Annotated in this window: 11 protein-coding genes; 6 read left to right on the top strand and 5 right to left on the bottom strand. The window is 73.3% G+C overall.

The genetic code is table 11. The features are described from left to right. Window positions 1-43 precede the first annotated feature (43 nt). Together ACFQQL_RS12800 and ACFQQL_RS12795 are read left to right on the top strand one after the other, a co-directional pair. A complete protein-coding gene (locus ACFQQL_RS12800; RefSeq protein ID WP_382394943.1) occupies window positions 44-1,177 on the top strand; it encodes a hypothetical protein in 1,134 nt (377 codons plus the stop codon). A gap of 113 nt (window positions 1,178-1,290) precedes the next feature. Beyond that, window positions 1,291-3,087, top strand: coding sequence for a glycoside hydrolase family 13 protein (locus tag ACFQQL_RS12795; RefSeq protein WP_382394941.1), 1,797 nt, complete (start codon window positions 1,291-1,293; stop codon window positions 3,085-3,087). Between the two features lie 20 nt (window positions 3,088-3,107). Here ACFQQL_RS12795 and dusB read toward each other — a convergent pair whose 3' ends face one another. From dusB to ACFQQL_RS12780, 3 genes are all read right to left on the bottom strand, one after another. Beyond that, the gene (gene dusB / locus ACFQQL_RS12790) at window positions 3,108-4,328 is read right to left on the bottom strand and encodes a tRNA dihydrouridine synthase DusB (protein ID WP_382394939.1); all 1,221 of its coding nucleotides are present in this window, start codon (window positions 4,326-4,328) and stop codon (window positions 3,108-3,110) included. Next, window positions 4,325-5,602 (bottom strand): YibE/F family protein, encoded by a 1,278-nt coding sequence (locus tag ACFQQL_RS12785; RefSeq protein ID WP_382394937.1) that lies wholly within the window; start codon window positions 5,600-5,602, stop codon window positions 4,325-4,327. The genes dusB and ACFQQL_RS12785 overlap by 4 nt, the downstream gene beginning before the upstream one ends. A gap of 70 nt (window positions 5,603-5,672) precedes the next feature. After that, a complete protein-coding gene (locus ACFQQL_RS12780; RefSeq protein WP_382394935.1) occupies window positions 5,673-7,076 on the bottom strand; it encodes a glycine--tRNA ligase in 1,404 nt (467 codons plus the stop codon). Between the two features lie 186 nt (window positions 7,077-7,262). On the opposite strand from ACFQQL_RS12780, the gene ACFQQL_RS12775 reads away from it, so the two are divergent. The 4 genes from ACFQQL_RS12775 to ACFQQL_RS12760 are packed head-to-tail and all read left to right on the top strand — an operon-like array spanning window position 7,263 to window position 10,324. Beyond that, window positions 7,263-8,180, top strand: a complete 918-nt coding sequence (locus ACFQQL_RS12775) for a metal ABC transporter substrate-binding protein (protein WP_382394933.1) — start codon at window positions 7,263-7,265, stop codon at window positions 8,178-8,180. Then, window positions 8,180-8,980: a metal ABC transporter ATP-binding protein gene (locus tag ACFQQL_RS12770; RefSeq protein WP_382394931.1), complete on the top strand. Its 801-nt coding sequence runs from the start codon at window positions 8,180-8,182 to the stop codon at window positions 8,978-8,980. Before ACFQQL_RS12775 ends, ACFQQL_RS12770 begins: the two co-directional genes overlap by 1 nt. Further along, a complete protein-coding gene (locus tag ACFQQL_RS12765; RefSeq protein WP_382394929.1) occupies window positions 8,980-9,900 on the top strand; it encodes a metal ABC transporter permease in 921 nt (306 codons plus the stop codon). The genes ACFQQL_RS12770 and ACFQQL_RS12765 overlap by 1 nt, the downstream gene beginning before the upstream one ends. 1 nt (window position 9,901) lies before the next feature. Continuing rightward, window positions 9,902-10,324: a Fur family transcriptional regulator gene (locus ACFQQL_RS12760; protein WP_382394927.1), complete on the top strand. Its 423-nt coding sequence runs from the start codon at window positions 9,902-9,904 to the stop codon at window positions 10,322-10,324. Here ACFQQL_RS12760 and ACFQQL_RS12755 read toward each other — a convergent pair. Both ACFQQL_RS12755 and recO read right to left on the bottom strand, forming a co-directional pair. Beyond that, a complete protein-coding gene (locus ACFQQL_RS12755) occupies window positions 10,285-11,070 on the bottom strand; it encodes an isoprenyl transferase (RefSeq protein ID WP_382394925.1) in 786 nt (261 codons plus the stop codon). The genes ACFQQL_RS12760 and ACFQQL_RS12755 overlap by 40 nt on opposite strands. Further along, on the bottom strand, window positions 11,067-11,798 hold the full coding sequence (recO, locus tag ACFQQL_RS12750) for a DNA repair protein RecO (protein WP_382394923.1): 732 nt from the start codon (window positions 11,796-11,798) through the stop codon (window positions 11,067-11,069). Before recO ends, ACFQQL_RS12755 begins: the two co-directional genes overlap by 4 nt. Window positions 11,799-11,828 lie beyond the last annotated feature (30 nt).

Genomic DNA, 11,828 nt, shown 5'->3' with positions numbered 1-11,828 from the left:
GCCAGGACGTGCGGTGCGTCGGCCGTCGGCCACAATGGGGGCGATGTCCGAGACCCAGCCGGCCGAGCCCGCCCCGCCGATCACCCCCGCGGGGCAGGTGATCACCACGCTCGTGCACCGCCCCAGCCGGGCCCCGGTGCCATGGTGGCGCCGCGCCGTCGTGTACCAGGTCCACGGCCCGGCGGACCTCGCTGCGGTCGCCGCGCTGTCCGGCGAGGTCTCCCACGTGGCACGCCTGGGCGCGACCGCCGTCGAGCTGCGCGTCCCGGACGTGGATCCGGCCGACCCGGAGCACGAGGAGACCGTCGCCGAGCTCGTCCGGCGCGTGCACCAGCGCAGCCTTCGTCTGGTGGTCTCGCTCGCCGACGTCCCCGCCGCGACCACCCTCGCGCGCGCCGACGCCTGGCTGGGTGCCGGGGCCGACGGCCTGGATCTCGGCATCCTCACCGGGCCCCCGCAGGCGGACCTCGGGTCGTTGCACGCGCTCGCCGCCGAGCACGACGCGGTCCTGACCGCCGCGATCTCGGCACGCCACCCCGAGCTGGTCACCGAGCACCTGCACGAGCACTGGCTGCACGTCACCCGCGAGGACGCGCTGGCGATCACCGAGTGGGACGCCGGCCACCTGCGCGCGGTGGTCTCCGACACCTACCTGCAGCGCGAGGCCGCGGGCGCCGTGCCCGCGTGGACCCTCAGTGACCTGGGCGGCGGGGGCGTCTGGGGGCTCGGCGCCGACGGCGCCGCCCGGCGCCGGCGCCGGGCCGCCACCCTCCTCATGCTGGCCCTGCCGGGGACCGTGTACATCCACCAGGGCGAGGCGGTCGGCGTCGCGCCCCGCCCCGACGACCCGGTCGGCACCATCCGGGAGGTTGCCGCGATGGCCGCCGAGCAGCGGGGCACGCCGGGAAGCCTCTTCGAGCGGTACCGCTACGCGCTCCGGCTCCGGGACGAGCTCGGGCTCGGTACCGGACCGCTCGCCTGGGTCGACGACGCCCCGGGGCCGAGCACACTGGCCCTACTGACCCGCGACCTGCTGGTGCTGACGAACCTCAGCGGGGAGACCGTCGCCGTCCCCTCGGACCGGGAGGTGCTGCACGCGAGCGACGACCTCCCGCTGCCCAGCGACGGCCTCGTGTTCCTGCCTCCGGACACCACCGTCTGGCTCGCGCTGGGTTGACCGGCACCGGGCGGCCGCGCCGGGTTGAGACGCGCCGGGCACATGTGCGCGAGGCCGTCGGCCCGTGCCACGCTGGGCGATCACATCGACCGACCACCGATCCGAGGAGACCAGTGAACGCTGTCAGCCCGGCGACAACTGTTCGGCGAACCGCCCTGCACGTCCAGGATCCCGCGCAGGATCAGTGGTGGCGCGACGCGGTGATCTACCAGATCTACCCGCGTTCGTTCGCGGACGGAGACGGCGACGGCATGGGCGACCTGGCCGGTATCACGTCCCGTCTCGAGCACCTGGCGGCGCTCGGCGTCGACGCGGTGTGGCTCTCGCCGTTCTACCGGTCCCCGCAGCGGGACGCCGGCTACGACGTGGCGGACTACCGGGACATCGACCCACGGTTCGGCAGCCTCGCCGACGCCGACGCGCTGCTGGAGCGTGCCCACGACCTCGGGCTGCGGGTCGTCGTCGACCTCGTGCCCAACCACACCTCGGACGAGCACGAGTGGTTCCGGCAGGCGCTCGCCGCCGGGCCGGGCAGTCTGGAGCGATCCCGGTACATCTTCCGCGAGGGTGGCGGCGAGGTGGGCGAGGAGCCTCCGAACAACTGGGACTCGGTGTTCGGCGGTGCCGCCTGGACGCGGGTCAGCGAGCGTCCGGACGCACCGGGCAGCGCCTGGGCCGACGACACGCAGTGGTACCTGCACCTGTTCGACGCCAGCCAGCCGGACCTGAACTGGGAGAACCCCGAGGTCCGCGCCGAGTTCGAGTCCATCCTGCGGTTCTGGCTCGACCGCGGCGTGGACGGGTTCCGGGTGGACGTCGCCCACGGCCTGGTCAAGGCCCCCGGGCTGCCGGACTGGTCCGGCCGCGTCCGGATGGTCGAGGGCACCGACCAGCCCGCGACCGGCCAGACCGAGGGGGACCCGCTTCCCGGGACGCTGCCCGGCCGGCCGCCGTTCTACGACCAGGACGGCGTCCACGAGATCTACCGCTCGTGGCGAAAGGTCCTCGACGAGTACGCCGGCGACCGCATCCTCGTGGCCGAGGCGTGGGTGGAGCCGCTGGAGCGTCTGGCCCGGTACGTGCGCGAGGACGAGATGCACCAGGCGTTCAACTTCTCCTACCTGGTCACCCGGTGGTCGGCGCCCCGGCTGCGGACGGTGATCGCCGAGTCCTACCACGTCAACGACGAGGTGGGGGCGCCGACGACGTGGGTGCTGTCCAACCACGACGTGGTCCGTCACGCCACCCGCCTCGGCCTGGACCCGGAGCACACCGGGAAGGGGCCGAACGGCATCGGCCCCGCCGATCCGCAGCCAGACGCCGCACTGGGCCTACGACGTGCCCGCGCGGCGTCGTTGCTGATGCTGGGGCTGCCCGGCTCCGCCTACGTGTACCAGGGTGAGGAGCTCGGGCTCCCCGAGCACACCGCGCTGCCGGACGAGGTCCGCGAGGACCCGACGTTCCACCGCACCGCGGGTGCGCAGAAGGGCCGCGACGGCTGCCGGGTGCCGATCCCGTGGGAGGCGGACGCCCCGGCGTTCGGGTTCTCCGCCACCGGCGAAGCGTGGCTGCCGCAGCCGCAGGAGTGGGCGCCCTACGCGGTCGACGCGCAGGCGGGCGAGGAGGACTCGACGCTGGAGCTGTACCGCCGGGCGCTGCGGTTCCGCCACGACCTGGGCCTGGGCCTGGGCTCGCTGGACTGGGAGCCCACGCTCGGCGAGCCGGACACGGCGGGCGACGTCATCGCCGTCGTCAACTCCGGCGCCGGACGCGACGACGTGCTCGTGCTGACGAACCTCGGTCAGGACGCGGTCGCCCTCCCGGACGGCTGGGAGGTCGCCATCGTCTCCGGGCCCCTGGCCGACGGACAGGTCCCGACGGACACCACGGTCTGGGCCCGGCGCGCGTAGCGGCGTCCCCCGCGGCCCGCTCAGCCGCCGGAGACGGACAGCTCGGCGAGCGAGAGCGAGGCGCGCAGCTCCTCGTCGATGTCCTGACTGCGCAGCCAGCCCTCGGGCAGGTGCGGGTCCTTCGGGCTGCCCGCCCGGCCGCGCGGCCCCTCCGCGCCCTCGCCCGGGTAGGGCTGGTCGAGATCGAGGGCTGCGAGGCGCTCCTCCAGCTCGGCGAGCGTGCTGACCAGCGCCAGCTGCCGGCGTGCCTCGCCGCCCACGACGTAGCCCTTGAGGTACCAGGACATGTGCTTGCGCATCTCGCGCAGGCCGCGGTCCTCGTCCCCGAAGTGCTCGACCATGAGCTCGGCGTGGCGCCGCACGACCGCGGCGACCTCGGCCAGGCCCGGCGTCACCCGCGCCGCTGAGCCGTGCGCGGCGGCCACCAGGTCCGTGAACAGCCACGGCCTGCCCTGGCAGCCGCGTCCGACCACGACGCCGTCGCAGCCCGTGGTGCGCATCATCTCCTGCGCGTCCTCGGCGCTCCAGATGTCGCCGTTGCCGAGCACCGGGACGCCGCGGACCGTCTCCTTGAGCCGGGCGATCGTCTCCCACCGGGCCTGACCGGAGTAGTGCTGCGCGGCGGTCCGCGCGTGCAGGGCGACGGCGGCGACGCCGGCCCGCTCGGCGAGCCGTCCGGCGTCGAGGTAGGTGAGGTGGTCGTCGTCGATGCCCATCCGCATCTTCACGGTCACGGGCACCTCGCCGGCCGCCCTGACCGCCTCGGTGACGATGGCGTCGAACAGGTCGCGCTTCCACGGCAGGGCCGCTCCCCCGCCGCGACGGGTCACCTTGGGCACGGGACAGCCGAAGTTGAGGTCCACGTGGTCGGCGCGGTCCTCGGTCACCAGCAGCCGGACGGCCGACCCGACGGTGGCGGGGTCCACGCCGTAGAGCTGGACGGAGCGAACCGGCTCGTCCGGGTCCGGCGTGATCATCCGCATCGTCTCCGGCGTGCGCTCGACCAGCGCCCGGGAGGTGATCATCTCCGTCACGTACAGGCCCGCCGGAGCGTGCAGGCCCGGGGCGGCCGCCGCGGCGTCGCCGGGGAGACCGGCCAGGCCGGCCTCGCGGCACAGCTTGCGGAAGGGCGGGTTGGTGACCCCGGCCATCGGGGCGAGCACGATGGGGCTGCCCACGCCGACCGGGCCGATCTGCAGGGCCGGCCGGGCGGGCGCCTGGGTCGTGGTCCGCGCGGTCATCCCGCCATTGTCGCGGTTCCCGCGCCCTCGGGCAGCCCCCCGCCGGTGTGAGATCGCTCCGACCGCCCGCGCCCCGCCGACGTCCGGACCAGGGCGACGGCGATGCCTGTGGTGGCCGGGATGGCCAGGACGAGGCCGATGGAGGAGACGAGGGTCCGGACGATCTCCTCGGCGATCTCACCGGCCATGAGCGTGTCCATGACCGCACGGTCCATGAGCGCGGCGGACATGAGCACGGGCAGGGCCGTTCCGACGTAGGCGAAGGCGAGCGTGTACACCGTGGAGGCGATGTGGTCCCGGCCGATCCGCATGCCCCGACCCATGAGCGTGCGCCGCGAGGCGGCAGGGTCGGCGGCGTGCAGCTCCCACACGGCGGACGCCTGCGTGATCGTCACGTCGTTCAGCGCGCCCAGCCCGGCGATGACGATGCCGCAGAGCAGCAGGTCGGTCAGGGACAGGTTCGGGAAGTGACTGTTGAGGAACAGCGAGGCGTCGCTCGTGGAGCCGGTGAGGTTGGCGGCCCGGGTCCCCCAGGTCGCCAGCAGCACTGTCACGGCGAGACCGACGAAGGTCCCGAGGAGGGCCGTCGTGGTCCGGATCGAGATCCCGTGCGCGAGGTAGAGGGAGAAGAAGAGCATGGCGGCGGAGCCGACGAGGGCCACCAGCACCGGCGAGGAGCCGAGCATGATCGCCGGGATCACGAAGACGGTGATGACGGCCAGGGACGCGCCGAGCCCGGCCATGGCGGCCAGGCCCCGCAGCCGGGCGACGGCCAGCACCACGAGCCCATAGCCGAGCGCGAGCCAGCCGACCGGGGCGCGGCGCTCGAAGTCCCAGAAGACGTACGGGCTGCCCGTGCCCATCGCCTGGGGGCTGAACAGCAGCCGGAGCTCGTCGCCCGCCTCCATGCCGTTCGCCATGATCTCGGGCGGCACCTGCACCGGCACGACCTGCCCGGCGCCGCGGCCGGTGGACAGCTCGACGCGCACCTGTCCCCCGGCCTGCTCCGCCCCGCCGCCCTGCGGGGCGCCGGGGTCGGCGGACCCGCCCGTGCCGTCGTCGACCACCTCGACCACGGTCCCGGTCTCGACGCTCATCCCGGTGCCCGTCACGGGGATCGAGCCGATCTCCGTCTCGCCGCGCGGCCAGAGAGCCACGAGGCCCGCGATGGTCGCCAGCAGCAGCGGCGCGACGAGTGCGGTCAGCACCCAACGGACCCGCCGCGCCTCGCGCCGGGGCAGGGTCACCTCGTCATGGGTGTGCGAATGAGCCACGCCTCATGCTCACCCGCCGGCTCCCCCCGGTCCGGCACGACGCGCCGCAACCACCCCTCCCGCCGCGTGGTCAGCAGCCGGGCAGGCGCTCGGCGAGGTATCCGCGGACCTTGTCCAGCCCGATCCGCTCCTGGGTCATGGTGTCCCGGTCGCGGACCGTCACGGCCTGGTCCTCCAGGGAGTCGAAGTCGACCGTGATGCAGTACGGGGTGCCGATCTCGTCCTGCCTCCGGTAGCGACGGCCCACCGCTCCGGCGTCGTCGAACTCCACGTTCCAGTACCGGCGGAGCTCGGCCGCCAGGTCCCGGGCCACCGGCGAGAGCTTCTCGTTCCGGGACAGCGGCAGCACCGCGGCCTTCACCGGCGAGAGCCGCGGGTCGAGCCGCAGCACGGTGCGGCGGTCCACCCCGCCCTTGGCGTTGGGTGCCTCGTCCTCGGTGTAGGCCTCGACGAGGAAGGCCATGAGCGAGCGGGTGAGGCCCGCGGCCGGCTCGATGACGTACGGCACCCACCGGGCGTTCTTCGCCTGGTCGAAGTAGCTCAGGTCCTGCCCGGAGTGCTCGGCGTGCGTCGTCAGGTCGAAGTCCGTGCGGTTCGCGATGCCCTCGAGCTCCCCCCACTCGCTGCCCGTGAAGCCGAACCGGTACTCGATGTCGACGGTGCGGGTCGAGTAGTGGGAGAGCTTCTCCTGCGGGTGCTCGTAGTGGCGCAGGTTCTCCCGGGAGATCCCCAGGTCCACGTACCAGTCGGTGCGGGCGTCGATCCAGTACTGGTGCCACTCGGCGTCGGTCCCGGGCTCGACGAAGAACTCCATCTCCATCTGCTCGAACTCCCGGGTGCGGAAGATGAAGTTGCCCGGCGTGATCTCGTTCCGGAACGACTTGCCGATCTGGCCGATGCCGAACGGGGGCTTCTTGCGCGCCGCGGTCATCACGTTGCCGAAGTTCACGAAGATGCCCTGCGCCGTCTCCGGCCGCAGGTAGTGCAGGCCGGACTCGTCCTCCACGGGTCCCAGGTGGGTCTTGAGCATCATGTTGAAGTCGCGCGGCTCGGTCCACTGCCCGCGGGTGCCGCAGCTCGGGCAGGCCAGGCCCTCCAGCGGCACGGCGTCCGGACTCTCGAGGTCCTGCTTCGCTCCGTGCTTCTCGAAGTACTCCTCCTGCATCTGGTCCACACGGAATCGCTTGTGGCAGTTCAGGCACTCGGTGAGCGGGTCGGTGAACACGCCGACGTGGCCCGAGGCGACCCAGACCTGCCGCGGCAGGATGACGGAGGAGTCCAGCCCGACGACGTCGTCACGGGAGGTGACGGTCGCGCGCCACCACTGCCGCTTGATGTTCTCCTTGAGCTCCACGCCCAGCGGGCCGTAGTCCCACGCCGACCGGGTACCGCCGTAGATCTCTCCCGACGGGAAGACGAAGCCCCGTCGCTTGGCGAGGTTGGTCACGTTGTCGAGGCGGGAAGCGGTGGCCACGGTGTGCTCTCCTGGTCGGCGTCCGACCCGCACCTGGCTGGTGCGGGCGCGCGACGAGATGTCGCGGCCCCCCAACCTACCGACGCTCGCCCGCCCCACGCCTCCCGCGTGCCGCCGGCCGGTGGTGAGCGTGCTCACTCGCCGGCCGCTTTGACACCCCGCCACCTCGAGATGAGAATCGTGTTCATGAACGTGCCTCGCCGCCCCCTGCTCGCGGTGTCTGCGCTCTCGGCACTCGCGCTCACCGCCTGCTCGGGTGCTGCCGGCGGGGGCCCGGACGCCTACGCGGCGCTCTACCCGCTGCAGCTCGTCGCCTCCGAGGTGGCCGGCGACCACCTCACGGTCGAACCGATCACGCCCGCCGGGACGGATCCGCACGACCTCGAGCTCTCCACGGCCGCGGTCGCCGGGCTGGAGGGCTCGTACGTCGTCTACCTCTCCGGCTTCCAGCCCGCCCTCGACGACGCGCTCGACGTGGTCGAGCCTGCTCGGGTGCTGGACGTCAGCAACGCGGCGCACGTCCACGGCGAGGAGGCGGCCGGCGAGCACGGCGAGCACGGTGAGCACGGGCACGAGGGCCACGACCACGAGGGGACGGACCCGCACTTCTGGCTCGACCCCCTCCGCCTCGCGGACGTGGCCGACGCGGTGGCGGCGGACATGTCGGAGATGGACCCGGACCACGCGGAGGACTACGCCGCGAACGCCGAGCGGCTCCGGGGCGAGCTGGAGGATCTCGACGCCGAGTACTCAGCGGCCCTGCAGGACTGCGAGAGCCGCACGATCGTCGCGGCGCACGAGGCGTACGGGTACCTGGCGGAACGGTATGGCCTGGAGCAGGCGGGCATCTCCGGCGTCGACCCGGAGTCCGAGCCCTCTCCGGCGCGCATGGCCGAGATCCGTGAGGTCGTGCAGAGCTCGGGCGTGGAGACCATCTACACCGAGAGCCTTGTCAACCCCGCGGTGGCGGAATCCCTCGCGGACGATCTCGGGATCGAGGTCGACGTCCTCAACCCCCTGGAGACGGCACCCGAGGAGGGCACGTACCTCGACGCCATGCGCGCGAACCTGGACGCGCTCACCACGGGTCTACGCTGCGCCTGATGTCCACTCCTCCGCCGATCCGCACCGAGTCCCTCACCGTGACGCTCGGTGCCTCGACCGTGCTGCGTGGCGTCGACATGACCGTGCGCGACGGCGAGGCGGTCGCCCTGCTCGGCGCGAACGGCTCCGGGAAGTCGACGCTCGTCAAGGCCCTCGTCGGCGTGGTGCCGATCCGTCGCGGGCAGGCCTGGGTCTACGGCCAGGACGTGACGACCCGCCGCATCGACTTCCGCCGGATCGGGTACGTCCCCCAGCGGGTCACCGCGGCCGCCGGCGTCCCCGCGACGGCGCTGGAGGTCGTCACCTCTGGCCTGCTCAGCTCCGCGCGGCTCCGGGTCGGCCGCGCCGGCCGCGTGCGAGCCATGGAGGCCCTCGAGCAGGTCGGGCTCGCGGACCGCGCGAAGGACTCGGTCCAGATCTTCTCCGGCGGGCAGCACCAGCGGGTCCTCATCGCCCGTGCGCTGGTGCGCGACCCCGACCTGCTGGTGCTCGACGAGCCGCTGGCAGGCATCGACCGGGCCTCGAAGCAGGCGCTCGCGGCCACGTTGCGGGGCCTGCGCGCCGCCGGCCGGACGCTGCTGGTGGTCCTGCACGAGCCGGGCGAGCTCGGTCCCCTCATCGATCGTGCGGTCGTGCTCCGCAACGGGCGGGTGGTGCACGACGGCGCACCGCCGCCGGCCGTCCCGGGCCACGACGCACCGGGGCACGACCACGAGCATGCGCACGCCGGTGAGGGACCGCCGGACCACCACGTCCCCGAGCTCACCGTCGACTGGCGCACGGGCGAGGAGGTGCGCTGATGGCGGAGGTCCTTCAGCTGTTGAGCACGCCGCTCATGCAGCGTGCGCTCGCGGTCGCCGTGCTGGTGGGGGTGGCGGCGCCGGTCATGGGGACCTACCTGGTCCAACGGCGCCTCGCGCTGCTCGGCGACGGCATCGGGCACGTCGCGCTCACCGGCGTCGCGCTCGGGTGGCTCGTCGGTAGCGCCGCAGGGCTGTCCGACCACGGGGCCCTGGCCGTCCCGGGGGCGATCGTCGCGTCCGTCGTCGGAGCGATCCTGATCGAGACCGTGCGCGCCCGCGGCAAGACCAGCGGCGACATCGCCCTGGCCATCCTCTTCTACGGCGGCATCGCCGGTGGCGTGCTGCTCATCACCCTGGCCGGCGGCACCACGTCGAACCTCAACGCCTACCTCTTCGGCTCGATCGCGGCCGTCACCCTCGAGGACGTGATCCTCACGGCGATCCTCGCCGTCGTGCTCCTCGGCGTCGGGATCGGTCTGCGCGGCCCGCTGTTCGCGTTGTGCCACGACGAGGAGTTCGCCCACGCCGCGGGGCTGCCGGTGCGGGCCCTGACGGTCCTCGTGGCCGTCATGGCCGCCCTGACCGTCTCGGTCTCCATGCGGGTGGTGGGGGTGCTGCTGGTCTCGGCCCTCATGATCGTCCCCGTCGCGACGGCGCAGCTGGTCACCCGGTCGTTCCGCGCGACCATGACGGCGGCGATGGCGGTCGGGCTCGCGGTGTGCGTGGCCGGCCTGCTGATCACCTTCCGCTACCCGCTGTCACCCGGCGCCACGATCGTGGTCCTGGCGATCGGCGTGTACGCCGTAGTATCGATCGTGCGACCGTTCCTCCGGCGTCCGGGGCCGCGTGACGAGCCGCACTCGGACGTCGAGGACGATGTCGAGGTTCGGGAAGCCGTGGGAGAGCGAGGGTCCTGAGATGTTGCGGATGACCCGGCAGCGGGCGGCCGTCCAGGAGCTGCTCGACGAGACCGCAGACTTCCGCAGCGCCCAGCAGCTGCACGAGACGCTCCGTGCGGGCGGCAGCTCGGTCGGCCTGGCCACGGTGTACCGCACGCTGCAGTCCATGGCGGACGCGGGCACGGTGGACGTGCTGCGCGCGGACGACGGGGAGGCCCTCTACCGCCGCTGCGCCCGCGAGAGCCACCACCATCATCTCGTCTGCAAGGAGTGCGGACGGACCGTGGAGGTCGAGGGCGCCCCGGTCGAGAGGTGGGCCACGAAGGTCGCCGAGGAGAACGGCTTCGTCGACGTCGACCACATCGCGGAGCTGTTCGGCACCTGCGCCGCGTGCGCGGCTGCTCAGCCCGGTCCGGCCGGCAGGTCCGTCGCCGAGCCGTAGCGCCGGTCCCGCCGCGCGTAGGTCTCGACCGCCTGCCACAGGGTGCGGCGGTCGACGTCGGGCCACGCCGTGTCCACGAAGACCATCTCCGCGTACGCGGACTGCCACAGCAGGAAGTTCGACGTGCGCTGCTCGCCGCCGGTGCGCAGGAACATGTCGACGTCCGGCAGCTCGGGCTCGTCGAGGAAACGGGCCACGGTGCGCTCGCTGACGCGCCGGGGGTCGAGACGACCGGCCGCCGCCTCCCGCGCGATGGCGGCCGCCGCGTCCGCGATCTCCGCCCGGCCCCCGTAGTTCACGCACATCGTCAGCGTGCAGACGGTGTTGTGGCGCGTCTGCTCCTCGGCCCTCTCCAGCTCGGAGATGACCGAGCGCCACAGGCGGGGCCGGCGGCCGGCCCACCGCACGCGCACCCCCCAGGAGTCCATCTGGTCCCGGCGCCGGTGCAGCACGTCCCGGTTGAAGCCCATGAGGAACCGCACCTCATCCGGCGACCGCTTCCAGTTCTCGGTGGAGAAGGCGTACGCGGAGACGTGCGTGACACCGATCTCGATGGCGCCGGCGACCACGTCGAGCAGCGCCGCCTCGCCGGCGCGGTGGCCCTCGGTCCGGGGCAGGCCGCGCGCGTTGGCCCAGCGGCCGTTGCCGTCCATGACGACCGCGACGTGGCGCGGGACCAGCTCGCGCGGCACGTCCGGGGCGCGCGCACCCGAGGGGTGCGCGGGCGGCGGAACGGGCCGCCTCATGCCCGCTCGACCATCCTGAGCGAACGGAGCTGCCGCTCCAGGTGCCACTGCAGGTACGCCGCGACCAGGCCGGAGGCCTCCGAGCGGTGGCGCTCGTCCGAGCCGTCGGCGACGTCCCACTCCCCCGAGAGCAGCGCGCCGAGGAGATCCATCGTCTCGGGCGCGGGCGAGGCGGACCCGGGCGGACGGCAGGAGGCGCACATGGCACCGCCGGCAGCCGCGTTGAAGGCCCGGTGCGGCCCGTCCGCCCCGCACCGCGCGCAGTCGTAGCAGCTCGGCGCCCACCCCGCCACGGCCAGGGCACGCAGCAGGTAGGAGTCCAGCACCAGGGACGCGGCGTGCCGACGGGTGGACAGCGCGTGCAGCGCGCCGACCAGCAGCAGGTACTGCTGCGGGGCGGGCTCCCGCTCGATCTCCGTCAGCCGAGCCGCCGTCTCGGCCATCGCGGTCGCGGCGGTGTACAGGCCGTAGTCGACGCCGATCGGGCGGCCGTACGGAGCGATCGTCTCCACCTGGGTGACCGTGTCGAGGTTGCGGCCGTGGTGCAGCTGGACGTCGATCACGCCGAAGGGCTCCAGCCGCGCCCCGAACTTGCTCGTGGTGCGCCGCACGCCCTTGGCGACCGCCCGGACCTGGCCGTGCTCGCGGGTGAGCAGGGTGATGATCCGGTCCGCCTCCCCGAGCTTGTGGGTGCGCAGCACCACGGCCTCGTCCCGGTAGAGCTTCACCGGTCCATCATCCCAGCCGGACGACGATCC

The sequence above is a fragment of the Georgenia alba genome (assembly GCF_042665525.1).
Taxonomy (GTDB): domain Bacteria; phylum Actinomycetota; class Actinomycetes; order Actinomycetales; family Actinomycetaceae; genus Allobogoriella; species Allobogoriella alba.
Note: the sequence above shows the minus strand (reverse complement) of the source record. Positions and strands in the feature narration are given on the sequence as shown.